This window comes from Mesotoga infera (assembly GCF_900157305.1).
GTDB classification, from domain to species: domain Bacteria; phylum Thermotogota; class Thermotogae; order Petrotogales; family Kosmotogaceae; genus Mesotoga; species Mesotoga infera.
The window spans coordinates 890,517-917,243 of record NZ_LS974202.1; the positions used below are offsets into that span (position 1 = coordinate 890,517).

The following is a 26,727-nucleotide window of genomic DNA, read 5'->3' on the forward strand; positions in this document are numbered from 1 at the left end:
CACCAGTATATCCATATCTTTCCACAATGTCTCCAAAAAAAGAAGACCCTCTAGAAAGTTATGGAAAAAGGGTCTTCGTTTATCTAATAACGCTCCTGTTTGATTTTTTCAATTCACACGCCTCGCCTTCTAATCAGCTGTGAGGCGAGGACATGTATCTCTTAATCGCATCGATCTTCACTTTCTCGATCATCATGTCCACGTCTGCCAAATTTCTTATTCTTCTTATCATCGAGTACACCTCCCTTTCAGTAATATCAGAACCTGGGGCTTACCATCAGACTGCTGTATGCACTTTCTCTTACCTTAAGAACCATTCTGTCGATATCCTTCAAACTTCTCCTTCTCATATTCTCTCCTCCTCTTTTATTCCCTTATTTGTACTCTCTTTTCAGAATCTCGGGTTGATCATCAGGCTGCTCAACACGCTGTCTCTTTCACTCTCGATCAACTTGTCAATCGCCCTGAAACTCTTCTTCTCTCTTTTAGACATGATCCTTCTCCTCCTTTTCAGCCCTTTCTCATCTGATGTTCATCATTTTTGCCCTTAACGAATCTTCTTTCACGATTTCTACATAACGATCCATTTCATGGTAGTGCACTTTCTTCTCTCTCTTGTTCATCTTCCTCACCTCCTTTTACAGATAATGTGGGAAGGCTTCTTTCTGTACTTTGATCTTGAACTTCTGGATCTCTCTCTCGATCGACGCTGGATCTTTAATTTTTCTCATTTCCTCACCCCCTTTTTGTTATTTTTCCTTCGACATTCATAATATATCACAAAGAATAATCAAATGTCAAGTGTAAAAATCAAAAATTCCAAACTTTTTTTCAATTATTATTGGAAATACTCATCTTTTTATCCACATCAGTTGGTAAAGGTTTTCTTTTTTTGCATATATTAGGCTCAGATAGGCGATAAGCACAAGTAATTTCTATATTCGCTGGGATTTATATCATAATTTTTTATATTTTTCGAACCAAAATTGCATAAAAATCAATAGAAGAATATATGTATGGAGGGCGAATCATTTACATATACCATATATAGGGGCCCGTCCCGTGCGGTATTGACTAGCGGGAGAGTTCTCATAAAATTGCTTGAAAAGCGCATATTACTGACGGTAAAGAAAAAGTCTCGGTCACCTTTGCATCTTCCAGAATCCGAGAGGGATGTTTGTACACGATAAAAAGAAATTATTCTGTTGCCTTGAGCATTTTAAGGGTCGATATATCGACTTTTTTCCCGATTATCTTCTCGGGTTCCCTTCGAATCTTCATAGAGGAATTTTACAGTGATCATATAGTCAGATTCAGGGCTTGTTTGAAACCTGCTTCCAATAGGCTCTGTGCTTTTCTAGCTTTTTTTCTCTTCAATGATTTCAAGTTTGGTTATATCGACTTCTCTTGTGTAATCTCTGTGGTACCACTTTTTGTGCTCTGCGCTATAGAAGATCCACCAGTTATTGTCGCGGCTAGTACCGCCGTCCGTATAGGTTACTCTGAAGTCATAGCCAGTTGCAGGAGTGACTATAATGATATTATCAGTCGAGCTGTTGGAGAAGACTCTGGGGCTGTAATTAATCTTGTTTACCGGAAGGGACCATTCATCGGGGTTTAGACCTAGGTCCGTGTATCTTGTATCTTTCCATGTGCTCAGCACTCTTCCAGTAAGTTGAAAAGTATCTATCAAATCTATCATTTTCGGGATTATCTCCTGGAAAGTGGAGCCAAGGGAAGTAAGCTTACCAGATTCGACCGCTCCTGAAGACCCAAGCGAAAAAGGATAGTAAACGGTAAGTTCATCAGAATCGGAAGGAAGCCCACCCGAAAGATATTCTAGATTGGCCAGATCGGGAAAAGGCGAAGATGTGGCCGAAGTTATAATCGCCCTCAAAGATTGAACATCGACCTTGGCATTCGAAAAGATAACATACTCTCTCTCTTCGCCAGCAGTCCAGGCTATACCATACTTAGGATTTTTCGATACATTTCTCCCGAGCTCATTTATCGTCTGGGGCAGTTCTCCGTCAAGGTAGATTTTACCCGCAAAGGCCTTAGAGAGTGTCATGAGGTCTTTTGCGACGGAAACGGCTTGGGATTTTCGCATAGCGTTTATTCCAATAGGAGTCACAACGGCTATAAGGGCAGCGATGACGGCAAGGACTATAAGTAATTCTACAAGAGAAAATCCATTTCTTCTATCGATTCCGAATATCTCTCTTCTCATATCCATCCATTCCTCCCAGTCTGTTCTGCAAATTTGCTGCAACCTCATGCCAAAGCGCGACCGGAGTCTTGAATTGGATTATCTCTTATAGCTAACCGATGAGCCTGAACCCGAACGGTCCCTGAGATTGTAAACGGCGACAGATGTACTTACGCTCTCGCTTATACTACCGTTGTTAGCACTGGAAGCTGTAATGGAAACATCCATCATTACCCTCATGTCCTGCACCGTTCTCAGTGCGAACGTCAGGCTCGAGACGCTTACCTGTGAAGGATCGTTCATGTTCTGTTCGTTTGTTCTGCTTGAAGCAGTCCCCTGAAATCTCTTTATAGTATTGTTTTCAAGCAAGATCACTATCCAGTCCGACCCCTGCGGGGAGCTGGTAAACTCCAGCTCCGTTGCCCATCTGAATTCCTCGGAGATCCTTTCCACAAGCGACCTGAGATTTCTGCTGAGCAATGCCGTCTCCTGAGACGTCTTGAATATTCTCCAACCAGCGGCAAAGACAGAAAAGGCTATCGCGACGATAATAGACGACACGAGAAGAACGATCGTTATTTCCGCAAGAGTCAATCCGGTCTTTCTCTTCATACAATTCTCACCGGCTTCTCAAGAAGATTCCGATCTGCTTTCCCTCTGCGAAATTCTTTGTGACCAGCTCGCCGGATACGGTTACGTTACTGCCGTCTATATCTACATTCACGCTGTACGACTGACCTCTTGTTGAAACGAAGATCTCCTCCTCGAGATCGTTCTGGACAACTGCCAGTTCGGCAGTGACAAACCTGTTCTTATGGGCCTGCCTCATACTGTTTGCCAGTAACGGCAGTATTGTTGCGACAATGACCACTATTATCAGAAGGCTCATGAGAACCTCTACAAGAGAGAAGCCGGAAACTCTACTCTTCAAACGCCTAGATTCTTCCATTCTTACCACCTCACCTGCTCCATATCTCAATTTCTTCATTACCCTCGCCGTCCCCGATCAGTCCTATCGACTGAGGTGGAAAAAGATCCTCGGTATCGGGTTCAAAGACAACTGTCGAACTACCGGTAGCCACGAATCGATCGGCGACAATCGCACCTTTAACGGTCGCGCTTCCCACCATATTTACAGTAGAGTTTGGCGCATAGACTGCCGTAACGTCTGCCATGGGATTCCCGTGAAGGTTGACCGTCGGTCCGCCGCTTATGATTAGCCCGTAGACCTCGCCCGATCCGCCAAGACTGGCCGAAGCCCTCTGAATATGGAGAGTACCCGTGTAGCGAATGTTTCCCGTAAGATCCAGATCGCTTGAGCCCGCGTAATTGACACGAACGGCATTTCTGTCACCCCCGTAGTTGAAAGTGCTCCCCCCTCCCATGTTGAAGCCGGTGCTGGCGTAAACGAGCATGTTCCCACCGCTGGCCAGATTTATGTTTCCCTGCTGAATGTTCAGAGTACTGCAGTTCATTACTCCCTTGCTTATACCGTTCATATTGGCATTTCCGCTAAGTTGAACCGTTCCCGCGATCTCGAACTGCTGCTTCGAGCCGTTCATGAAGTCCATGGTTCCACTCGAAAGACTCATCGACGAGGCCTTAATCAGGGCCTGTGAAGCCACTCGTATCGTTCCGTTCCCCGAAGTTGAGAAGGCCTGACTTGAGTCCACGAAGAGATTCTCGAGCTGCAGCAGTCCGCTATTTCCAAGCTGAGTCTGACCCTTCGAATAAAGCGTAGAGATCTCGACGTTCAGGTTTCCCGAAGCCGAGAAATTACCGTCCGTGTAGATGTTCAGCTTTGCCGAATTGAGAGTGGTAATCCCGCTACCGCTTATTGAAGCGTTGCCATCGATATAGAGATTCAGCGTCCCCGGTCCATTGACCTCGATTCTTGCGCTTCCGCTTACCGAAAGAGAGTTAGCGTTGATCGAGATATTGTTGCCCTGCAGATTGAATATAAGCCTGCTGCTGCCGGACACGTTTATATTTCCGTACTCTCCGCTCTGAGTAACGGTGAAAGTAGAATTGCCGCCAACATTCAGATTCCCATGACCTGGTAAACCTTCAGGGAAGGTCGGAAATGTCGGAAAGCTTATCGACGATGGAGGGTCAGGAAAATTAGGCAGCTCGTACTCCCTTTCCTGATCGAGATTCTGTATAGGATGGTTATTGAGCCATGTACTGTTCCAGATATTCGTTCTAGTTACGACCGCATTGGGATAGGAAATCGATTGCCATGGAATATCGGGATTGACACTTGGATTTACGTGAGTGTCTCCGCCAACGCCAACGTATATCGTTCCTGTAATCATGTTGTTCCCTGATGCGATATTAACCGAACCCGGAATTATCGAATTCGTCCCGGCCCTGCCTTCGATTCTAGAACTCCCGCCAATACCTATATAGCTTCTAGTAAAAACGGCCATATCGAAGACCGGAAACTCATAAGCGCCTCCGGCAAAGGCAAGGTTAAGCACCACACTCTCTACCGCGGCGCTCCTTATTCCGTAAGAGACTATCTTGAACTCGGTACCGGAAGAATCTGAGAAGATCGCGAAAGCCACATCGTTCGAACTCGACTGAAGAGCGCTCTGCACGGCATCTCTGACCAACTGGATACCAGTATCCCAATTATCACCGTCCTGCCAGGCCTCGACGAGTTCGAAATTCCCACTTCCGCCTTCGGTTATTGTTCCCCTGAAAACACCCCTGGCGTCTTTAGTTTCATCTTTCTCCAGGAGGGCCCTGGCGATCTCAACTCCTGAAAGTGCTCTATAGTGTGCAATGAGTCTGGCTTCGGCTCTATTGAGCTGCATAGAATCGTTCAGTACCAGCGTTACCACAGTTATAGATATTATCGAAAGTACAGCCACCGCTATAAGTGCAGTGAATAGTACGAATCCTTTCTTTCTCATTCTACAATTCCCCATAACAACAGCCTCCTGTGGAAGCCAGAATAAATGAAAAAGCTAAAACTTATTTAGCAAAAATATGCCAGCACTAAAGCGCACTATGATGGCCAGATACATCGAAAACATACAGGCAATAGTATATGCAGAAGCGAACGGCTGTTGGTAAGACGCGCAGTTTTCAATCCTAAGTCCTTATGCGCTTTTGGCTTTAAACACATAGTTTTATACGGGTTAATTGCTAATAATTTCGGACTAGTGAAAGCGATGCTTTTAAAAGAAACGAACCATAAAATGAAAGAAATTTCATACTATAAAGCCAAAAACGGAAGTTTATTTCATCAAAAAAGCCAATCGATCGTACTATATATTATCTTTATGTCTGAACACAATTATTGCTTAGATATTCAAATTGCACTATCGGTAACCACACAAGAGCATCTTTTATGGCTGATTTTGCATTCAAGTAAATTTATGAAATGCATCTTTTTGACCAAGCAGTTCGTCATTCAAACAAATGCTAATTAAATCAATTAAAAATAAACGTATGAAATAATTCATACAAAATCTGGCACATTTTTGCACTGAAATTAACTAGTCTATTGTTATTCATAGCATAAATACCATTCGGATAAAGCAGGTCTCTTTTGTTTAAAAACACTTCTGCATAAAGCGTGGGGTGTTGATATGAAAAGAAAAACGGGAACTTCTTTACTGGAACTGACTATAGTTATGATTGTTTTCACCGTCGTGCTGTCCGCGGTACTCTTGCTATATGTAGATTTATCTAAAAGATCCCAGGTAGCTCTCAATAATGTCGAAAAGTATTCCGAGCTCTTCAAAATTGACAGTATAATACAGACTGAGTTATCAAAAGCCGGTCCTAATATAGGAAAGATCACTCTTATAAAGGAGAGCGAAAGCTCGCCGGCTAGGGGTTTGAGATATACGGTTTCGATACCTTTCGTGACTGGAAAGGTCACGAAACAGTTCTACTTTAATGATGAAAAACTCAAAATATGGGAAAAGGTCACTCAGCAGGTGGATTTCACTGATGGGGATGACTCTCTTGAGATAATTGACTCTACTCTGGAGAGTGGTGAAAGAGTAATATTCTCTACAACACCCTTCAATAATGTAGATGTCGAGTTCGAATCTGTTGGGGGCGGATCGGTTTTCTACAAAATAACGCTGACCACTCCAGGTGGAGTTGAGATTCATAGATCTTCTGTAAAGCTAATTAACGTGAAGTGAGGCATAAATCATGAAAAAGGGTCTGTCACTGATGGAAATGCTGATCACGCTTGCAGTGGTAGCAATGATTATAGTGACTTTATTCCAGGTGTTTATCACAATACACTCCACTCTGAACAAGTCGAAAAGCAAAATGAGGGATTTTACTCTGGTCAGGTACCAGATAGTCAATCAATGGGTTTCAGGAAGTATAGAAAACCAGGATATTCAGATTACAGTGAACGATTCTTTTTTTGATAAGCTGACAGATATGGGGGTCTCATCAGAATTACTGGATAAACTCGAAAGTGCAATAGTCATAATGAACGTATATCATACGAGCTCTGGAGCGACATATACAGCTGTGGTACAGCAACAATAGGAGAGTGGACTATATGAGAAAAGGTTTAGTGCTGCCTCTGTCGTTGATAATAATGGCTTCCATTACGATAATAGCTGTTGCACTTCTCAACAGGACCTCTTCTACTACTTCGGAACTGTTTCAGAATATCAGTAAATCCCAGCTGCAAGTAGATGCGGGAAATGTGTTTTATGCCAATTATGGCTATCTGAGAAAAAAGTTCGCGGAAGAAAGTTTTTTGAATTTATCTACGAACAGCTTTTACATTTCATTGATTTCGACCCCCTCATCCCTTGAGACTTTCTTAAGTCTCTTCGATAACAATACGCTAGAGAACCAGTCATGGAATACACTATTCAGCAGGTTTTCTCAAGACAGATTCTTCAAACCCGGAAGTGATCTCAGAAGCATCTTTGAAGAGCTGACAGACGGAACCTTCGAAGACCTGGTAATGATTCCTGACAAATCTTCGCCAAACACTTATCTAGCAGTGGTTATTACTTCAAACGGAGCCATGAAATCATACTTTTGGGGTGTCATAAGCCCGAGGTATTTCAGTAACTGGTCGAGGTTTGTCTTAGAAAGCAACTCAACAGCTCAGTGGTTTCCCGGTTCAGTAATATATGGCCCTACTTTCCTGGGTTCGACGGGTCAAGGAGGGGCCGGAAATGGTGGATTGCGAATGATAGCGACTATTCCTCCTGGTTCCGGCGATCTTTCCATTTACGGACCGATTTTCAATGGTGAGATCTGGTATGAAAATTCGAATCTAGATTTGACAGGTTCATGGACCGGAAGAAAAACAATACGGGTCGATACAAATGGAGATGGAGTTTATGATGAAACGTATAACAACAAGGACTATGCAATACATGTTGAGAACGGTGAAACATGGATCTATCTTGGAGGATTCAATGAGATTATCGTTGCCGAAAGTTATTCGGAAGTCAGTGGAGAATTGAGAGTAAAAGGTAAGATAGAGAATTTCGTGAACAACTCAAAAGGGGAATTTAACGACCGTTTCATCCCGTGGTTCATTAAAGCCGGAAGTATGAAGGTTGATCAGGAGACAATCACGGAACTTGAAAAGCGATTCGATGAAATGGAGGATTACTATCAAAGTCACTACTCAAATACGACATCGCTGGAAGACATGTTGAATGCACTTGAGAGAGGCAGCGTCTTACCTCAGAATTCTCTTGGCCTCTACTTGAGGGACACCGAGAGAAGCTCCGGTTCCCAAGTGACCGAAAGCGAAACAACCGAATTGATCAAGGATGAAAATACTCAATGGCTAATGAACCTTCTTGTCAATGACGAGGATTTCCTAGATCTTTTCAGAGACTGGATAATCGATAATAATGAACGGAAGTTGTCTGCTAACTTCATTCTCAATAACGATTTAACTAGTGAAGATTTCACGTACGATGAGTTGAGGCAGGTAGTCAATAGTGATTACGTAACGCTCTCGGTGAATGAATCCCCGATCATTGAGGAGAGAAGAACGATTATTCAAACTGAAATTACTAGTGGTGTCAGAATACTGGACAATGCGGATAGTGTGGATATGTCGTCAGATGTTCTTTTTGGAGCACCTCTGAACAATCTTGTAGGCACAGGCGGGTTCGAGAGTTCAACTCCCTATTCAGTGATCAGGTTCAAGTGGAATAGGGAAGTCAGAACGTCCGTCAATCATCAAGTCAGGGAAAGATCTAGAACTATTAGTAGGTATCCTCTCGAATACGAAAATGGTCCGATTAGTTTCACGCTTAATTTCACAGGTTGGAAATGGAAAAAAGAATGGCAATGGGAATGGCCGGGTGGATGGATTCAGCAATGGCAAAGAGTTAGGCAAGGGTGGCAATATCAAATAAAGCAATGGGACAATAATTACAGTGTGAATGGTCCAACGACTGTCTCTTCCTGGTCTGACTGGAATTATTCTGAATGGTCCGAATGGAATGTTATAAGTGGAAGTGGTGGTCAAGGGAGAAAAGTTGCAGATGCAGATGTTGAGATGTATTTTATAACTCCATCCAGCGGTTTTTCTGCGATGAACTTCGATACTACCGTCATAATGAAAGTCAACTCGGACGATGAGGACTACCCTTCCTTTACAACCGAAGCCACCAGTTTCTTGAACAAAGGGTATTACGTGGTTGAGGAAGACATATCTACCGGTGGTTCAGGAATAACCGGAGGCATTGGAAAGACGCTCGGGAGAGAAGCTTCGGTAATCGACGGGAAATACACTATAAGATCTAAGCAGGGAGATATCAAGCTTTATGGCGACATTCTTTACTACGATATGTTGAGCGATAACACTTTTAGAGGCTATGTAAATCAGCCAGGACTGGAATTTGCGGCTGATTACGATCCCAACACTTCCGCGACCAACTTGAACGATATGATCAACCTGGTAGCTACCGATGGAAATATAATCATTCCTTTCCAGGATACTAAGGAAGGAAAAGACGCTATAAGAAATATAAAACTCTTCTCAAATCTCTTCGCTTTTGGTAAGAATAGCGGTCACAGTAATACGGGTCAGATTCTCATTGAAAATTACGATCGTTATAGTGTTAATCTCGGATACAGGCATGTATTCGGAACCATGGTATCTGTGGAAGCAGGTCCTGCAGGTTCGGGGAACAACGGGTTTAGAAGTCGCAACTACTACGATGAAAGGCTATATGGAAATATAGATATGCCTTTCGGTTCGCCCGAATCTAATCTTCTTGAAGTGCTGAGCGTTTCAATGAAGTAATGTCCGTCTGCGAGGAATTCGTCGATCTCAGCGCAAATTAAAGCCCCGCTGAACGGGGCTTTTTGGTTATACGTAGTAAGACGGGTTATCGAAGAGTTTGAAGAGGCCGCCGGTGTGGATAAATAATACACGCTTTCCGGCAAAACGCTCTTTGGAGATCTCTATCATTCCCCTGAAGGCCTTGGCAGTGTAAACCGGGTCGATGAAGAAGGCGGTCTCTTTGGCCAATTTCTTGATCAGTTCCATATCTTCTTCGGAAGGTACGGCGTACGCCGGTCCCGAGAAGTCGTCCACTATTTCGATGTCTCTGTCCCCTACCGACACGTGGATTTTATATTCCTCCATGCCGCGAATTATTCTCTTTGTCTTTTCGGCAAAGAAGGAGGACGGGTCTTTCGTGACGTTTATCCCTATTATCCTTGTGGCAAATCCGCGCGATTTTATGCCCGCCAGCAGTCCGGCGTAGGTTCCGGCGCTGCCTACCGCTATGAATATGGCCGGTATTTCGTTCAAATCAACCTGGAGGGCCATTTCATTCACCGCGTCGAAGTAACCCCTGGCTCCGAGAGAGTTAGACCCTCCCTCGGGTATTAGATAGACTCTGTGGCCGCGGCTTTCGTACTCTTTTTTCTTTTCGGCGAATATTTCGTCTATCCTCGAGTATTCTTCTTTGGTCACGTAGTAAATATCGCTGCCCACAAGCATATCAAGAAGAAGATTACCCTGCGGAAGTTGGTTGGGTTGTCCTCTGAGAAAGACCACCGGCGTCATTCCAAGTGACCTGGCTGCGACCGCGGTCGCCCTGCAATGGTTGGATTGTATGCCACCGCAGGTGAAAACCGTATCGGCATTTTCCTCTTGAGCGGCTTTGAGAAGATACTCCAGCTTTCTGATTTTGTTGCCGCTGGTCATGAATCCCGTAAGCTCGTCGTGTTTGCAAAGAACCTCGAAAGGAAGGCCCAGCGATCTCTCGACGCTTTCGAGTCTGTCGATAGGCGTTACCCTGTTAATCAGATTCAGTTTCAACTTTTCACCCCCTTAATCTCTTCATCTATATTAGAATCTATTTTGCACAGCTTTTCAATTCTCTCCAGCGTTGTCGGATGCGAGTAGTTAAGCGCGGTGTACAGTGGGTGTGGCCTGAGATTGCTCAGGTTCGATGCCGAAAGTCTTTTGAGCGCGTCGATCATCGGCCCGGCTGTGCACATAATTTCGGCCGCATAGCTATCTGCGGCGAATTCCCACCTGCGGCTTATGTAAGAGCCGAGCCATCCAAAGACCGAGAAGAGCGACATGACGAAAACTCCCGAATACAACAGTGCGGTGAATTCTCTTTCGACCGCAAAGATCGTCTCTATAATCCCCGATCTTACCATGAACCAGAGAAGGAATATCGACAGTCCGGTAGTGGCAGATGATATCACCGTTCCTTTGAGTGTGTGTCTGTACTTGTAGTGACCGGCTTCGTGCGCGAAGATCGCCTCTATTTCGCTCAGGGAGTGTTTCTCTATAAGGGTGTCGTAGAGAACTATTCTCCTGGCTTTGCCGAACCCTGTAAAAAAAGCGTTGGTGTGTCCGGTCCTTTTTGAAGCGTCCATGACGAAGATGGACTTGACCTCGAAACCGGACCTCTTCGATAGATCGAAGATAGCCTGCTTGAGTTGTCCATCTTCAAGGGGTTTCAGCTTCGAGAAGAGAGGGAGAATCAGTACCGGATAGAGCAATCCCGACAGGAGCTGGAAAAGGATTATACCCAATAGGAGGTAGATCCACCAGTAAGCGAGTTTCTCAATGGCCATAAGCGAAAGGGCCAGTAAAGGGACGCCAATCGCGGCGATGAGGAGGATCTCCTTCAAACTGTCGGCTATGAACGTAGCCGGTGCGGTTTTGTTGAATCCGAAGCGTCTTTCCAGCACAAATGTCGAGTAAACGTGGAAGGGAAGCATCGACAGGTATCCGATCAGGGCGAGAATCGCGAAGAAGAGCACACCCTGCCATACGAAACTTCCTGTAAGCGATACCGCGATCCTTTCTATCAGCGGAAAGAGCCAGAAGATACCGGCCGTGACAAATGCGAACTCTACCAGGGTTGAAAAGATCTGTAATTCTCCCCTCGCTTTAGTGTAAAGGATCGATTTCTCAACCAGTTCCGGGGTGTAAACATCTCTCAAAACACCGGGCACCGCAATCGGCGGCTTCGTCGAAAAGCGGTAGTTCATGATCAGCAGTACAATCTCGAAGGTCATGATTGCATATATCCCTATAAAGTAGAGAAAAGTAAAGCCTGACATCCACTCACCTCGTAATGAATTCTACGATAAATCCTTCACGGGTGTCCGATAATCCTGAAGTCGATATGATAACATTCGAAAAGAAGGAAGGATAGAAAGGAGTTGCCGGGAATGAAGATTTCAAAAGAAACAGCGAAAAGGTTTTTGCTCTCCTACCAGAATCTTCTGCCTCCAAGGAGGCTTTCGGGGCGTGAGGGGATACTGGCCTTTGTCAGAAAGGTCGGCTGTTTGCAGTTCGATCCTCTGAACATCGCCGGAATAAATACCGACCTCGTCCTCCAGTCGAGAGTGAAGAATTACAGGCCCGATATGCTTTACGGGTTGCTGTACGAGGATAGAAAGTTGCTCGACGGCTGGGACAAGAATATGTCCATCTACCCGATAGAAGATTGGCCTTATTTCAAGAGATTCAGGGAAGACGCGAAAGACCATATAAGAAGGAGCGAACACATCGACGAGATACTCGGACAGATAAGGAAGGATATAGAGGTCAGGGGACCGCTCTCCTCGCAGGATTTCGATTTCGATAAAAAGGTGGGCTGGTACTGGGCGCCTGCCAAAGCCTCCCGTGCCGCACTCGAGAGTATGTACTGGTGGGGAGAACTCGTGATTCATCACAGAATCGGAACCAGAAAGTACTACGATCTGGCCGAAAGGAACATACCGCAAGAGATTTTCGACAGGCGAGATCCCAACACGAACGAGGAAGCTTATCACCGCTGGCATATAAGCAGAAGGATAGGCAGCATCGGTCTTTTCTGGTCGAGATCGGGCGACGCCTGGCTGGGAATAAAGGGTCTGAACAGCGGCAAGCGGATTGCGGCGATAGAGAAAATGACGCGCTCGGGTGAATTGATCGAGCTGGAGATCGAAGGGTTCGATTACCCGGTTTATACTTCGAGCTTTAACGGAGAGCTTCTCGATAGGTGCCACGAAAGCGATGGAGCTCAGGAAGCCTCTTTTATAGCGCCGCTGGACAACCTACTTTGGGACAGGAAGTTCATAAAGAGCCTCTTCCAGTTCGAATACACCTGGGAAGTGTACAAGCAGCCACAGGATAGGAAGTACGGTTACTACGTTCTCCCCGTTCTCTTTGGAACGGAGTTTGTGGCGCGTTTCGAACCTGTTTTCGATAAAAAGAAGAAGGTCTTGAATATCAAGAACTGGTGGTGGGAAGAGCGGATTGCCGTCACCGGGAATATGAAAGAGGCGATACGGAAATGCACAGACGATTTCGCCAGCTTCCTGGGAGCGGAGAAAATAGTGACATAGAGAGTGTTCCCCGTCGCGCTGCGCATCCATTGTTCGTTATTGATTAAGGAATTAGAGAAGAGGAAAGAGAAAGAGAGAGGGAGAGAGAAGAGAGGGCGGACGCGAAAAATGGTATAGACGCTAGGAGCCCGTCATCCCCATTTTCGCTCTCGCCTTCTCGTAAGCGAAGCGAACTTTCGATGCTCCTTCTCTCGTGTTTTAATCCACCACGGCTCTTAGAGGACGTTATTTTGTGTGCAGCCAGCAGGCAGCTTCGTGTCCCGGAGCTATCTCCACCACCGGCGGCTTTTCTTTATCGCATCTATCCATTCTATAAGGACACCTGGGGTGAAAGGCGCAACCGGGCGGAGGGTTGATCGGACTGGGCGGCTCACCCTCTAGCCTTATGTTCTGTAATTTTCTGTCTAGCGGGTCCCAGCCTGGTATTGAGGCCATCAAGGCTCTGGTGTAAGGGTGGGCCGGGTTATCGAAGAGATCTGTGGCGCCGGCCGATTCTACAACATTTCCGAGGTACATGACGAGTATCCTGTCGCTCATATGATGGACGATATCCAAATTGTGTGAGATGAAGATGTAGGAAATATCGTTTTCGGCCTTCAAATCCTGCAACAGGTTGATTATCTGGCTCTGGACGGACACATCGAGTGCAGAGGTCGGTTCGTCGCAGATGACCAGCCTCGGTTTTACGGAGATGGATCTGGCCACGGCGATCCTCTGTCTCTGGCCGCCGGAGAATTCATGCGGGTATCTCTGGGCATATTCGGGGTAAAGTCCGACTTTCATCAAAAGTTCGGCGACGTATCCGTCTATCTCGTTCTTCGGGACGAGGTTGTGGGCCTCTATCGGTTCCCTTATCACATCCCTGATGGTCATTCTCGGATCGAGAGAGTCGAAGGGGTTCTGGAATATCATCTGTATATCCCGCCGGAACTTCAATCTGATCTTTTTGTCCAGTCCCTTAGTTATGTCGTGCTCTCCTCCGTCGTTGTCGTGGTAGATTATCCTGCCATCAGTCGGTTCGTAGATCTTGACTATCGTTCTGCCGAGCGTACTTTTGCCGCAACCTGATTCGCCGACGATTCCCACGGTTTCACCGCGATTTATGTGGAAGTCAACGCTTTCCATGGCTTTGACGTGCCCCACGACCTGCAGAAAGACTCCGGCCTTGATCGGGAAATATTTTTTGAGCTCTTTAGTCTCGATTATTTTCATAAACCACCCTCCCCGTATAGCCAGCAGGCGGCCGTGTGGTTTTCACTCACTAACATCTCGGGCGGATCTTTCTTGCATATTTCCATGGCGTGGGGACACCTCGGGTTGAAGCGGCATCCTTCGGGGAACTCGTAGGCTCTGGGAACATAGCCATCTATATAAGGCAGTTTCTGGCCTTTGAATTCTCTTTTCACCCTGGAATTGAGCAATCCCTTTGTGTAAGGGTGGGCCGCTTCTTTGTACAGTTCGTTGACTCCGGCCTTTTCGACAATCTTTCCTGCGTACATCACATGAACCCTGTCGGCTATCTCGGAAACGACTCCAAGATCGTGCGTTATGAAGATTATCGAGCCGTTGAACTCGCTCTGGAGGTCCCTCATGATGTTGAGCACCTGCGCCTGAATCGTCACGTCCAGGGCGGTCGTGGGTTCATCGGCGATTATGATCTCGGGGCCAGTTATTAGGGCCATGGCGATCATAATCCTCTGCAACATCCCTCCGCTCATTTCGTGTGGATATTCTCTGTACCTCTTTTCCGGTTCGGGAATGTTCACCTTCCGCAGTACGGAGATTATCTCTTCGCGCGTTCTGGCGTCGTCCCACGGCATGTGTGCCTTTGCAACTTCTGAAAGCTGGTAGCCGATGGTGTAGAGCGGATCAAAGGCTGACATGGGCTCCTGGAAGATCATGGAGATCTCTCTGCCCCTAATGTTTTTATACTCTTTGTTCGAGAGGCCGACGAGGTCTTTCTCCCTGTACAGTATCTGGCCTTCCACCCTTGCCGGAGGGACTTTTATTAGCCCCATGATGGTTTGGACAGTCACGCTCTTGCCACAGCCCGATTCGCCTACCAGCGCCAGTATTTCGCCCTTTTGAAGCTCGAAGCTTACATCGTCCACGGCCTTCACGAGACCGTCCGGGGTTCTGAAATAGGTCTTCAGGTTTTTGACTTCGAGTATTCCACTCATACCTTTTCCACCGCCCTGTACGGATCAACGGCATCTCTGAGCGCGTCGCCGACGAAATTGAAGGACAGCACCGCGATTATTATGAAGATACCGGGTATCATGAGCCACGGATGGGCTTCCAGTTCGGAAAGGGACTGTGCCTGTTTAAGCAGCAATCCCCAGCTGGTCATAGGCTCCTTTATACCCAGGCCAAGAAAGCTTATAGCGCTCTCTCCCAGGATCATGCCGGGAATCGATAACGTTGATACGACAATCAGATAGCTAATGGTGTTGGGTATGAGATGACGCGTGATTATTTTCATATTAGATACGCCCGACACTCTGGCGGCCAGAACGAATTCCTTTTCTCTCAGGCTGAGCACCATTCCCCTTTCAACTCTGGCCACTCCCATCCAGCCTATAAGAGAAAGGACGATAACTATTCCAAAATAGACCCACGTGCTCGGCCAACTGGGAGGGAGGATCGTAGCGAGGGCAAGCCAGAGGGGAATTCGCGGGAAGGATCTCAGCAATTCGATAAACCTCTGGATCAGAACGTCCACCAAACCTCCGTAATAGCCGGATAGAGCCCCGACGATGGCGCCTATGAAGACGCTTATGAGCGTCCCGACCAGTCCGACGGTCATAGAGACTTTCCCGCCGATCAAAACACGTGAAAACAGATCGCGTCCGAACCTGTCTGCACCGAAGAGAAGCACCATCGCCTTATCTGAGGACTCCTCGACCCCGAAGAGATGGATGTCGGTCTTGAAGATGCCCCAGAGTTTGTACTCCTCTCCCCTGACGAAGAGCTTTATGGGTACGATCTTGCTCTTGTCCTCGGAGAATTCGAGCCGGTAGGTTACCGGGTTTCTAACCTTCACCATAGGATGGACAAAGGGGCCGTGCCATTTGCCATCTTCGTCGAAGAACCTGATCTTCGATGGGGGAGCGTAAACGAAGTTCTTGTGGGATGTGATGTAGTTGTAAGGGGAGATGAAATCAGATAGTATCACAAGCAGATACATGATACTCAGGGCGACCAGTCCTATCACGCCAAGTTTATGCTTGAAGAAGTTGCGTGCGATTCTCTTCTTTGTACTCTGCATCTCAGCTCATCCTTATCCTGGGGTCGAGAACCGCCAGCGCGATATCTGCCAGCAGGTTTCCGATCTGGGTTATGATGGCGATGAACATCAAAAAGCTCATGACCAGATACTGGTCGTGGTTTAAAAGTGCATTATAGAAAAAGGGTCCCATTGTAGGCAGATTAAGAACTATCGCGGTTATTATGGTTCCACTGAACACGTTTGGGAGCTCCGTTCCGGCTATGCTGACCATGGGGTTCAGAGCATTTTTTATGGCGTGCCTTTTAACGGTCTTCTCGTCCAGTCCGTGCGCCCTCAGGGATGTGATGAAAGGCGAGGAGACAATGTCGAGCATATTTCCCCTCATGACTCTCATGAGGCCGGCCAATCCGCTCATTCCTACCACCACGAGGGGCACCCACAGGTGCTTGAAGAGATCGATAAGTTTTGCAAAGCTGAAAGGCGCGCCAACGAACTGTGGCGAGAAGAGTCCGCCGATGGAAGTGGCTCCCATTTTCAGCATCAGGTACATCAGTATAAGAGCCATGAAAAAGTCCGGTATAGAGAGTCCGATGAAACCGATGACGGTCAGGGTATAATCGCCCGGGGAGTAAGGGTGCAAGGCCGAGTAGATTCCCATGGGGACGGCAAGAAGCCACTGGAAGACGATCGCTCCCAGAGCGACGAAGATGGTCCAGCCCATTCTCTCCCATATAAGTTCGCCCACCGGTCTTTGAAAGGCGAAGGAATATCCGAAATCCCCTCTGGTGACGATCCCCTTGATCCAGTTCCAGTATCTCACGTAGGCCGGTTCGTCAAGTCCCAGGTTCTTTCTGAGCAGCTCGATCTGTGCCGGCGAGATTCTGGGGTTGTCGAGATACTGGCTGACGAAATCCCCCGGCTGAAGCTCCGTTATCACGAAACATATGACCGATATAAAAAACATCATCGGTATCATTATGAGTAAGCGCCTCACTATGAAAGACCACATAGCCTTCCTCCGTTAAAGAAAACGCGGGAGGAGGCTCCTCCTCCCGCAGTGTTTAAAAATTACTTCTTAAATACCGTCCAGGACGCGTAAGAGAGTAGTCCTTCCGCGTTCTGCTCGACATTTCCAAGAGCTTTGTTCGCGGCGTAAAGATTCATGCCTTTACAGACGAAGATAACGGGCAGATACTCGGCGTAAATCTCTTGCCACTCGTCGTAGAAGGTCTTTCTGATTGCCGGATCCATGGCGACCTGTCCCTTTTCGAAGAGGTCGTAAACTCTCTTTTCCCAGTCCAGCATGTTATCGAAGATGGCCGTGTTCGTTTCTGGGTCCCTGGTGGTTCTGTGCCAGTAATAAAGCTGGGTGCCGGGCTGCCAGATAGCCTTTCTAAGTTGTGGGTCCGGCTGGTTTCCAAAGGCTCTTATACCTGCCTCGAAGGAGCCGGCGCCGAACATCTGGCCAGTGAGCGAGCTATCGAGTATCTGAAGGTTAACCTTTACGCCTATGCTTAGAAGGTCTTGGGAGAAGATGTAGGCGATGTCTTGATAATCCTGCGGGGAGTTCTGAACCGTGAGGACGAATTCGAACTTGCTCCCGTCGGGGAATTCCCTCAATCCGTCGCCGTTGACGTCCTTCAAGCCGAGGCTATCGAGTATCTCGGCAGCCTTCGCAAGATCGAAAGGCCTGCGGATCTCTTCGATCTTCGGATTGTAGAAGGCTTTGTTTGAAGGCAGTACAGGAACGCCACCGAGAACTGCCAGTCCGTTGTAAACTTCGTCGATTATTCTCTCTCTGTCGAGAGCGTACTCCATCGCCTGGCGGAATTCGGTCTTCATGAAGAGTTCTTTCAGCTTCGGGTTTGCCGCATCGAAATTGAAGGCGATGTGCACCGGACTCGGTGTCGGCTGGGTCGGTTCGGCAAGGAATACCTTGAACGGGCCGCCGGCAAGCTCCCTTTCTTTGAGAATCGGGAAATCCGCGCCGGATACGGCCATATAATCGAGTTCTCCTGCCATGAACTTGGCCAGCCTTACCTGAGCGTCGCTGACAATCAGATATTCTACTCTGTCAACGTAAGGCAGTTTGTTTCCAAAAACATCGACTTTCCAATAGTTCGGGTTCCTTGTCATTACTACTTTCTGATCGACTATGTACTCGGATAGTATGAACGGACCGTTGGCCGGGATTTCACTCGGCGGTGTGTTTGTCAGCCAGACATCGTTGACGGAGTCCGGTCTGCTTTTGTCGATTTTGCTATCGAGCGCGTGAGAGGGATAAATATAGGCGTGCGACAGAACCGTGAAGAAAGCGGCGTAAGGCGCCGGGAGTATGGCCTTTACGGTCTTGTCGTCTATCTTCACCCATTCGATCGGCTGCGATTCTATGGTGAAGCGGTCAACGGAGTTTCCCCTTGCGACTGGGTTCATTATGAAGTACTTGAAAGTGAAGATGACGTCGTCGGCCACCAGCGGTGCGCCGTCTGACCAATTGACGTCTCTGAGGTGGAAAATGACTTCTTTGTTGTTCTCCGAGACTTCCCAGGACTCGGCGAGTGCCGGCCTTATGGCCGATGTCACAGGGTGAGCTTCAACAAGTCCTGTGAGCATCTGACCGGCAACGGTGTAGGCGTTGTTGTCCAGAGTGCCGTAGAAGTTGAACGACTGCGGAGCCCCCGTTAGCGCCAGGTAAAGCGTTCCGCCCATTTTCGGGTTCTTGTCCGGCGTGAGAAGCGTGTCCTCAACGAAGGGAGCCGCAAAAACCATTACAGCGCAGAGCGATACGAGAATCACCAAAAAAATACGTTTCACACTAAAACCTCCTTTGTATAAACTCTCCCGTCTGGGAGATCATGGTAAAGCTAACTTGCCCAGAATAACTCTTTGTTTCGCACCGGTTACCGATGGAACGTTCGCTCCAACCCCGTTCAAAAACTCCTGGGCGAGGACGGCCATTCCCATGGCTTCCTTTGCCTGGAGAAAGACGCGATCGGGAACGATCACTTTCAAACCGCTAAGGGTCTTTAAATCTTCCATCATAACGGGATTTAGGGCACCGCCTCCGGTAACGACTATCTCATTCCCCAAAGGCAAATAAGATCTGATACTCTCCACCAGCTGATGAACAGTGAATCTTACTAGAGTCCTTACAAGATCCTCCGGCTTTCCATGAGTTATACCTTCAAGAAAGTTTTCGTTGTATATCTCTCTTCCCGTAGATTTTGGTGGTTTTCTCAAAAAGTAATCTCTATCCCTTTCTATGAGTGTTTCAAGAATACTACCATCTATTTTTCCTCTCGAAGCTATGAGACCGTCCCTATCGTAATCGACGTTGAAGTGCTTTTTTACGGTCAGGTCGATCAAACAGTTGGCCGGTCCGCTGTCGAAGGCGATCACGCCGTCGAACCTCTCCGAGACATACGTGACGTTGGCTATGCCGCCGAGGTTGACAGCGTAGGTGCCGTCCTCGAAGAGAATCCAGTCCAGATAGGGAATGAGTGGGGCACCTTCGCCGCCCACCACCATATCCTTTTTCCTGAAGTCGAAGATCACGGGCAGTCCGGTCTCGTGCGAGACGAAATCGGCCTCGCCTATCTGCAATGTAGAACCGTCGGCTGGATCGTGGTACACCGTCTGGCCATGATAGGCGATAACATCGACAGGAGCGGCAAGTGAATTCAGAAAGCTCTTTATGTGCCGGGCATGCGTTTTGCCGATGAGAAAATTCATCCTGTTGACTCTATCAACACCCGAAATGAAAGGGTTGTAAGTGGCCACGACCTCGTCCTGAAAAGCCCTGTCGAAGGCGATCGACGAGTGTTTTAACAGTTCCACTTTCATTCTTTTGCCTGAACCGGTACATCTGGTTAGTGCCAGTTCCAAGCCATCGGCCGAGGTACCGCTCATGACGCCGACGATATCTCTACTTTCCTTCGAAAGTATCTCGCCGAAATTGCTCCAGATCATCCAAGCCCTCCGAAAACAAGGTTGTGCAACCTACGCCTTATCTGTTGCATCTGTGGAATGGTCTCTCTTCTGCTGATGTTGGTTCGGTTCGTCAGCAGTATCACGTACAGGCCGCTCTGGGGATCAACCCACAGAGAGGTTCCCGTGAAACCCGTGTGACCGAACGCATCCTCTCCCAGAATGTCACCGCCGCTGGAACCTTTCGAGGGTGACATCCAGCCCAGATGGCGCTTATCCTCGCCGATAACGACGGTATCTCCGACGAAACTCTCGAAGACTCTCGAGGGTATTAGTCTGGCATACATAAGGCCAGATACGAATTTGAAGAGATCGCTGGCAGTAGAAAAAAGCCCCGCGTTTCCACTGACGCCTCCAAGGTAATAGGCCAGTTCGTCGTCCGGGAGCCCCTTCAGGGTTACCCCGTCACGCTCGCATGTCGGAGCTATGGAATGAGTGAGCGGAGGGAGGAAGGTTGTGTTGTCCATGCCCATTGGTTTGAAGATCTCGTTCAGGCAGAACTCGTCGTACTTTCTACAGGTGACCCTCTCGACAACGGCCATAAGGGTTATGAAATTCAGGCAGGAATAGTCGATTTTCTCCATAAGACCAGACAGAGGCTCGAGCGCGATTATACTTTCCAGCAATTCCCTTCCTCTCAGCTCCTTCCAGGCCTCCGAATAGGGCTGCATGCCGGACGTGTGGGTTAGCAGGTGGTACAACGCAATGTTTTTCTTGGATTCAGGGACTTCGAAGAAATCTCCGAGTGTATCCCAAAGTGAAACTTCTCCTCTGGATACCAGCAACATCATGGCCGTCGTAGTCGCGACTACCTTGGTCATGCTCGCCAGATCGTACATAGTCTCCAGGCTAACCGGTGTGTTGTCATCGACCGCGACCGTTCCATAGCACTTCGAATAGAGCATCTCGTTGTCTTTGCCGATCACCAGGGCCGCTCCCGGATAAACCGCTTTCCTGATTCCCGACAATACTGTATCGTCAACACGATTCCAGATCAAAATGATACCTCCCTGTGAATAGATTTGTACCTGAATAACGGTATATTTCAATATCCGCTGAAAATAAAACTTCCCTTCACTGCCTATGCTAACTCAAAACGGTAATTAGCAACAACCCTTTTTTTCTGTCGTCGCCGGTATCTACGGGCAATTAAAGTCGATGAGAGCACCGGATGGTTGTTATGTATATTCATACTATACAAATAGTTATTTGACAAGACAAGCGATTAAGCCATAGAATATGTGTGTATATGAGCATAGAAGGAGTGTAAAGCCGCTTATGAATCTCGATCAGGCAGTCGGAAGACTTTTCCTTATAGGGCTCCCCGGGAAAGAAATGGACAGCGAGACCGAGGAGATACTTAGAGAGATAAAACCTGGCGCGGTGATTCTCTTCGCGAAAAACATAGAGAGTCCGATTCAGGTGAGAACTCTTCTTGAAAACGTCAACAGAGTTCTGGGATACCCGGTCGCAGTCGCAATAGACCAGGAAGGGGGCATCGTGACGCGGCTTAGGGATGGCTTCTCGGTATCGCCCGGCGCTATGGCGCTGGCCGCAACCGGGAGCCTAGAGAACGTGTCTTTGGCCTCCGGTATAATGGCCAAAGAGATGAGAGCCTTGGGAATTAACTGGAATCTCGCACCGGTTGTCGATATAAACTGTAACCCGAAAAACCCGGGAATTGGCGTTAGAAGTTTCGGAGACGATCCCGAAAAAGTGGTGAAATACGCTACCGCATTCGTACAGGCTATGAAAAGGGAAGGAGTCATGAGCTGTCTGAAGCACTTTCCCGGAAAGGGCCGTGTTGAAGTCGATGCTCACATCGATCTTCCCACTCTGGACGTTCCGCTCTCGACGATGCTTTCCAGTGAGCTGAAACCTTTCCGGGAGATACCCGGCGATTCGATTATGCCTTCCCATATTTATATGCCACAGTTGCAGGCAAAAAGGGTTCCCGCATCGCTGTCAAGGGAGATTTTGATCGAACTGGCCAGAAATACGATAGGTTACAGGGGTGTTCTGGTGGCCGACGATCTCGGCATGGGTGGGGTCAGCAACTACTTCTCTCCCGAAGAAGCCGCTGTCGAGGGGTTGAGAAACGGAATGGACTTTCTCACTTTCTGCCATAATCCGGAAGTCCAGAAACGCGCGAAAAAGGCTGTCATTAAAGCCGTCGAACAATCCGGAGAACTGGCCGGAAGGCTCGAAGAATCGATCGAGCGTGTTGAAACCTTCAGAAGAAAGGCGACGGCAATGAAGCCCGAATCTCTGGATGTTATTGGAACCGACGAGAGTCTCTCGACGATGCAGAGAATTTCAGACGCTTCTATTACGGCCATTCTAGAGGATAAATCCCTGGTTCCACTTTCTCTCGAAGCGGTTACGGCGATCTACTCCGTGAGGCTATCCAGACTCGTTCAGGTAGAGGACGGACCGCTAAAAGGTGTTCCGGTCGTTGCTAGGGAATTGGCGCAGATGGCCGACTGCCCTTTGATAGATTTCGACGGGAAGATCTCCGAAGAGGAAGCGATAATACTCGCCGACAAAGCCCCAAAAAAAGGAGTCAGGATAGTATTTACGGAAAACGCACACCTCTCCGCCGGCCAGCGTGAGTTCCTCATGCAGCTGTCGCGTCGTCCGGGCAGAATGCTCCTCATAGCACTGAGAAACCCCTACGACGCTTTTATAAAAGGTGTGAGCAACAGCATTCTCAGTTACGGCTACGAAACGCTCTCACAGAAGAGTCTTCTTAAAGTTCTTACGGGGGAGATGAAACCGCAAGGGGTTCTTCCAGTAGAGATTCCTCAGGAGGTCTAGGCATGATGAAGTTCGATAAACTCGAAACGGAAAGGTCAAATCCCAGAACAAGAAATATTGACGAACTGCCTACGATAGAAATGCTCAGATTGATGAACGAAGAGGATGCCACAGTTCCCCTGTCGGTTAGAGATGTGCTTGCCGAAATCGCTTCGGCCGTTGAACTGTGCACAAACGCCATCGAAAATGGGGGTAGAATTATTTACGCCGGTGCGGGAACGAGCGGCCGGCTTGGTGTTCTCGATGCTGCAGAGGTCGTCCCAACTTTCGGAGTTTCGAAAGATCTCTTCGTGACCCTTATGGCCGGAGGCAACGACGCACTGACAACCCCGGTGGAGCAGGCCGAAGACAGCGAAGATCTAGGCGCCAGCGAGGTGGAAAAGACCTCGATAACCGCGAATGATGTTGTCGTCGGTATAACGGCCTCGGGAAGAACCCCGTTCGTTGGGGGAATATTGAAATACGCCAGAAAAAAGGGAGCCAGGACGATCCTCGTTTGTAACGTCGGAGATCCCGGATTGAAGGATTATGCAGACGTCACGATCGCAGTTCGTACTGGTCCGGAAGTGATAACAGGCAGCACCAGATTGAAGGCCGGCACGGCCCAAAAGATGGTTCTCAATATGATTAGCACTATAACCATGGTTAAGGTCGGGAGAGTTTTCGGAAACTATATGATAGGAGTGAAGATTCTCAACGAAAAGTTGGTTGACCGCGCCACAAGGATTGTTTCAGAAATAAGCGACCTGCCGTACGAAGAATCTGCTAAAATACTGGAAGAGTCTGGAAGAGACGTGCCACTGGCGATACTGATGGCTCTCACGGGCGCCAAAAAAGAAGAGTGCGAAAGGATCTTGAAGAAAAACAGGGGAAATATAAGGCTTTCCTTGAAAGAGCTTGGAGGGGTTAGTTGAAGGAAGTATCTGTTCCAGTCTATTACCGCATCTACAAAGAGCTAAAGCAGCGAATCGCGAGGGGAACTTACCCGGTGAAGTTACCCACGGAGAAGAAACTCTGCGACGAGTTCAACGTAAGCAGATTAACCCTCAGGAGGGCTCTGGAAGAGCTCAAGAGAGAGTCGATCATCGAGGCTTCGAAGGGACGCGGAACGTTCGTGCTGGAGGAAAAGCGCGAAGAGAAAATAGGAACACTCACAGGATTCACCGAGGAGGCTAAACGCGACGGACGAAAGGCAACTTCTCTGGTATTGAAAAACACTATAGTGGCTCCAGAAGAGGATGTTGCTGGGCTATTCGAGATTCCTTCGGGAGGCATGGTCGTGGTTCTAGAAAGGGTGAGATACCTCGACGAAGAACCTTATGGCATTGAGAGAGCCTTTCTCAATCCGATGGTGGATATAAGGATTTTGAACGTCGTTCAGAGAGATATGTCAAAAGAGTCTCTGTACTACATACTGAAAAGCGAACTGGGTATCGTGCTCGACCACGCGCAGGAAACCATAGAAGTCTGCCGGATGTCCAGAGATGAAGCCAGGCATCTTCAGGTAAAGGAAGGGAGCTACGCGATAACCCGGGAGCGTCATACCTACACCGATCACGGGTTTTGCGTGGAAATAGTCAAATCGGTTTACCGGGGAGACCGTTACAGGTTAAAAGTGGTAAGGAGAGTCGAATGAGCGTTAAAAGTGTTATATCGATGGACGGAGGTGGCACGCACCTCAGGGTTACCGCGATTTCCGGGAATAGACAGCTCAGAAAAATTTATCAAACCGGAGTAAATCTGACTGCCGTCAGCATGGAGTATCTGATCTCTATCTTTTCAATGGTGAAAAGCGATCTCTGGATACCCGACGTGATCGTGGCAGCCTTTTCCGGAGCTGGAGACCCTGAAAGGAAAGACAAGCTTAGCGGCGCCCTGAAGACGGCCTTCTGCGGGGCTTCGATCGAAGTGATAATGGATATCGAAGGGCTTTATAGGGCGGCAGTGGGCAGCGGAAGGGGAGTCGTGGTTATATCCGGGACCGGCTCTACCGTTTATGGCCATGATGACGAGGGGAGTCCTGTTAGATCTGGCGGTTGGGGGCACATCTTCGACGATGAAGGAAGCAGTTTCTGGATGTCCAGAGAGATTATAACCTGCGCTTTGAGATACAGGGATGGGCTGCTACCTCACGATCCGATCTTCGATCAGCTGCTGGAGTTTTATTCTGTGGAAAGTATAGAGAAACTCGTTAACCTTACAATAATTCAGGATTTCAAAACGAAGATCGCGTCGTTCAGCAAAGTGGCCCTTGAGCAGCCGACCCCCCTGGTCAAAGAGATCGTCGATGAAGGAATCGGCTTGCTAGCCAGAAGAACTCTCAAGGTTCTCGAAAGAACCGGACCCGTCGACTCAATAAACGTCCATGGGGGCTCTTTTCAGTCGACATATTATCGCGAGAGATTCACCCGGGCGCTCGGAGGGCACAAGATCTCCCTCTTCGAGGGGAATGTCGACGAAATACTGGCAAAACAGGTTTTCGATACGCTCAATAGATCCTGAAGGGCTTTATATATTCCTCGAAATTCCTCTCTTCGTCGGTCCACATAGCCACGAGATCCTTCGAAGTGGCGCCTTCTTCGATTTTTTGGCGGTAGATGCACTCTCCCATCAGCAAGTCGAAATGATATCTGCCGTCGGCTCCGTGGTACTGGAGATCCCATTCGAATTCTTCCGGATACGCTTTTCGCACGGTCGATATGATATCGATCGCCAGTTCGAGTGGCTCTATGCACCTCTTGTCGGTCACGAAAAACTCCAGCCCGTGGCATACCGTGTTCGAGAGTCTGAAGGCTGCTGGTATGAAGGATCTTTCGCGGAAGGCTACACCCGGCGGGTTCAATCGCGACACTTCTCTGTAGAGCAGCTCCGGGTCTATCCAGGGGGCACCGATGTATTTGAAGGGATGGACCGTTCCCCTGCCCAGAGAGAGGTTCGTGCCTTCGAAAAGGCAGAAGCCAGTGTAGAGCAGCGCATGCTCGAGGGAAGGTATGTTCGGCGACGGGGTGTTCCAGGGGTGTCCCGTTTCATCGAAGTACATATTCCTGTCGTAATTTTCCATCGGAACAACTTCCAGATCCGCTCCCATGTTGAAGGCGGCGTTGTAGTACCTCGCCAGTTCGCCAACAGTAAGACCGTATCTGAGAGCCAGCCCGTAACCTCCCACGAATGTCTCGAAGCCCCTCTTTATAGTCGGTCCCTCGACTTTGCAGGAAAGCGGGTTCGGCCTGTCGAGCACAATAACTTTGATACCCTTTCTGGCACACTCCTCCATCGAGTAGGCAAGCGAGTAGATGTACGTGTAAAAGCGCAGTCCCACATCCTGAATGTCGTACACGAAGAAGTCGAGATCGGAGAGCATCTCTTCGGTTGGCCTGTAAATCTCCCCGAAGAGTGAATAAACCGGGATACCGTACTTTGGATCGACCGCGTTTCCCACCCCGACCCCGTCAGGGGCGGCACCGGATATACCATGCTCGGGGCCAAATAATTTGACCAGATTGAATCCAGACGATACGATCAGGTCGATGTTCTGTTTCAACCGGCCGTTGATTCCCGTTGAGTTCGTCAGAAGGCCCAGCCTCTTTCCTTTGAATTCTTCTCTCTCTAGAAAGTCGTCTATTCCCAGTTTAACTTTCAGTTCAGACAC

Annotated in this window: 22 protein-coding genes; 8 read left to right on the top strand and 14 right to left on the bottom strand. The window is 48.1% G+C overall.

Features of this window, described 5'->3' with window-relative positions; all coding sequences use genetic code 11:
* Positions 1–1,357 precede the first annotated feature (1,357 nt).
* The 4 genes from MESINF_RS04150 to MESINF_RS04165 all read right to left on the bottom strand — a co-directional run bounded on the left by MESINF_RS04150 (position 1,358) and on the right by MESINF_RS04165 (position 5,127).
* Positions 1,358–2,230 (bottom strand): type II secretion system protein, encoded by an 873-nt coding sequence (locus tag MESINF_RS04150; RefSeq protein ID WP_169698669.1) that lies wholly within the window; start codon positions 2,228–2,230, stop codon positions 1,358–1,360.
* Between the two features lie 78 nt (positions 2,231–2,308).
* Entirely contained in the window at positions 2,309–2,821 is a 513-nt protein-coding gene (locus MESINF_RS04155) for a PulJ/GspJ family protein (RefSeq protein ID WP_169698670.1), read from the bottom strand.
* Positions 2,822–2,828: 7 nt separating this feature from the next.
* The gene (locus tag MESINF_RS04160) at positions 2,829–3,197 is read right to left on the bottom strand and encodes a type II secretion system protein (RefSeq protein ID WP_169698671.1); all 369 of its coding nucleotides are present in this window, start codon (positions 3,195–3,197) and stop codon (positions 2,829–2,831) included.
* Positions 3,169–5,127 (bottom strand): hypothetical protein, encoded by a 1,959-nt coding sequence (locus MESINF_RS04165; RefSeq protein WP_169698672.1) that lies wholly within the window; start codon positions 5,125–5,127, stop codon positions 3,169–3,171. The genes MESINF_RS04160 and MESINF_RS04165 overlap by 29 nt, the downstream gene beginning before the upstream one ends.
* 681 nt (positions 5,128–5,808) lie before the next feature.
* Here MESINF_RS04165 and MESINF_RS04170 point away from each other — a divergent pair.
* The 3 genes from MESINF_RS04170 to MESINF_RS04180 are packed head-to-tail and all read left to right on the top strand — an operon-like array spanning position 5,809 to position 9,482.
* Positions 5,809–6,375, top strand: coding sequence for a type II secretion system protein (locus tag MESINF_RS04170; RefSeq protein ID WP_169698673.1), 567 nt, complete (start codon positions 5,809–5,811; stop codon positions 6,373–6,375).
* Between the two features lie 10 nt (positions 6,376–6,385).
* Positions 6,386–6,736 carry a prepilin-type N-terminal cleavage/methylation domain-containing protein gene (locus tag MESINF_RS04175; protein ID WP_169698674.1) on the top strand — a complete coding sequence of 117 codons (351 nt, stop codon included), beginning with the start codon at positions 6,386–6,388 and terminating at the stop codon, positions 6,734–6,736.
* Between the two features lie 13 nt (positions 6,737–6,749).
* Positions 6,750–9,482 (top strand): hypothetical protein, encoded by a 2,733-nt coding sequence (locus MESINF_RS04180; protein ID WP_169698675.1) that lies wholly within the window; start codon positions 6,750–6,752, stop codon positions 9,480–9,482.
* A 66-nt stretch (positions 9,483–9,548) separates the two neighbouring features.
* Here MESINF_RS04180 and MESINF_RS04185 read toward each other — a convergent pair whose 3' ends face one another.
* Together MESINF_RS04185 and MESINF_RS04190 are read right to left on the bottom strand one after the other, a co-directional pair.
* Positions 9,549–10,508: a 1-aminocyclopropane-1-carboxylate deaminase/D-cysteine desulfhydrase gene (locus MESINF_RS04185; RefSeq protein WP_169698676.1), complete on the bottom strand. Its 960-nt coding sequence runs from the start codon at positions 10,506–10,508 to the stop codon at positions 9,549–9,551.
* Positions 10,505–11,773, bottom strand: coding sequence for a M48 family metallopeptidase (locus tag MESINF_RS04190; protein WP_169698677.1), 1,269 nt, complete (start codon positions 11,771–11,773; stop codon positions 10,505–10,507). The genes MESINF_RS04185 and MESINF_RS04190 overlap by 4 nt, the downstream gene beginning before the upstream one ends.
* Before the next feature lie 111 nt (positions 11,774–11,884).
* Between MESINF_RS04190 and MESINF_RS04195 the strand changes: the two genes are divergently transcribed.
* Positions 11,885–13,045, top strand: coding sequence for a winged helix-turn-helix domain-containing protein (locus tag MESINF_RS04195; RefSeq protein WP_169698678.1), 1,161 nt, complete (start codon positions 11,885–11,887; stop codon positions 13,043–13,045).
* A 225-nt stretch (positions 13,046–13,270) separates the two neighbouring features.
* Here the strand turns inward: MESINF_RS04195 and MESINF_RS04200 are convergent, their stop codons facing one another.
* From MESINF_RS04200 to MESINF_RS04230, 7 genes are read right to left on the bottom strand one after another with little or no spacing between them, the layout of a single operon-like run.
* Positions 13,271–14,257, bottom strand: a complete 987-nt coding sequence (locus tag MESINF_RS04200) for an ABC transporter ATP-binding protein (protein ID WP_169698679.1) — start codon at positions 14,255–14,257, stop codon at positions 13,271–13,273.
* Complete coding sequence (locus tag MESINF_RS04205) at positions 14,254–15,225, bottom strand: ABC transporter ATP-binding protein (protein ID WP_169698680.1); 972 nt, start codon at positions 15,223–15,225, stop codon at positions 14,254–14,256. The genes MESINF_RS04200 and MESINF_RS04205 overlap by 4 nt, the downstream gene beginning before the upstream one ends.
* Complete coding sequence (locus MESINF_RS04210; RefSeq protein ID WP_169698681.1) at positions 15,222–16,313, bottom strand: ABC transporter permease; 1,092 nt, start codon at positions 16,311–16,313, stop codon at positions 15,222–15,224. The genes MESINF_RS04205 and MESINF_RS04210 overlap by 4 nt, the downstream gene beginning before the upstream one ends.
* 1 nt (position 16,314) lies before the next feature.
* Positions 16,315–17,283 (bottom strand): ABC transporter permease, encoded by a 969-nt coding sequence (locus MESINF_RS04215; protein WP_169698682.1) that lies wholly within the window; start codon positions 17,281–17,283, stop codon positions 16,315–16,317.
* 59 nt (positions 17,284–17,342) lie between these two features.
* A complete protein-coding gene (locus MESINF_RS04220) occupies positions 17,343–19,088 on the bottom strand; it encodes an ABC transporter substrate-binding protein (protein ID WP_169698683.1) in 1,746 nt (581 codons plus the stop codon).
* 39 nt (positions 19,089–19,127) lie between these two features.
* On the bottom strand, positions 19,128–20,243 hold the full coding sequence (locus tag MESINF_RS04225; protein WP_169698684.1) for an anhydro-N-acetylmuramic acid kinase: 1,116 nt from the start codon (positions 20,241–20,243) through the stop codon (positions 19,128–19,130).
* Positions 20,240–21,259: a serine hydrolase domain-containing protein gene (locus MESINF_RS04230; protein WP_169698685.1), complete on the bottom strand. Its 1,020-nt coding sequence runs from the start codon at positions 21,257–21,259 to the stop codon at positions 20,240–20,242. Before MESINF_RS04230 ends, MESINF_RS04225 begins: the two co-directional genes overlap by 4 nt.
* A 280-nt stretch (positions 21,260–21,539) precedes the next feature.
* Between MESINF_RS04230 and nagZ the strand changes: the two genes are divergently transcribed.
* From nagZ to MESINF_RS04250, 4 genes are read left to right on the top strand one after another with little or no spacing between them, the layout of a single operon-like run.
* Positions 21,540–23,078: a beta-N-acetylhexosaminidase gene (nagZ, locus tag MESINF_RS04235; protein ID WP_169698686.1), complete on the top strand. Its 1,539-nt coding sequence runs from the start codon at positions 21,540–21,542 to the stop codon at positions 23,076–23,078.
* A 5-nt stretch (positions 23,079–23,083) separates the two neighbouring features.
* Positions 23,084–23,992, top strand: coding sequence for an N-acetylmuramic acid 6-phosphate etherase (gene murQ, locus MESINF_RS04240; protein ID WP_169700819.1), 909 nt, complete (start codon positions 23,084–23,086; stop codon positions 23,990–23,992).
* Positions 23,989–24,714, top strand: a complete 726-nt coding sequence (locus MESINF_RS04245) for a GntR family transcriptional regulator (RefSeq protein WP_169698687.1) — start codon at positions 23,989–23,991, stop codon at positions 24,712–24,714. Before murQ ends, MESINF_RS04245 begins: the two co-directional genes overlap by 4 nt.
* Positions 24,711–25,580, top strand: a complete 870-nt coding sequence (locus MESINF_RS04250) for a BadF/BadG/BcrA/BcrD ATPase family protein (protein ID WP_169698688.1) — start codon at positions 24,711–24,713, stop codon at positions 25,578–25,580. Before MESINF_RS04245 ends, MESINF_RS04250 begins: the two co-directional genes overlap by 4 nt.
* Here the strand turns inward: MESINF_RS04250 and MESINF_RS04255 are convergent.
* Positions 25,567–26,727 carry an exo-beta-N-acetylmuramidase NamZ family protein gene (locus MESINF_RS04255; protein ID WP_231936858.1) on the bottom strand — a complete coding sequence of 387 codons (1,161 nt, stop codon included), beginning with the start codon at positions 26,725–26,727 and terminating at the stop codon, positions 25,567–25,569. The genes MESINF_RS04250 and MESINF_RS04255 overlap by 14 nt on opposite strands.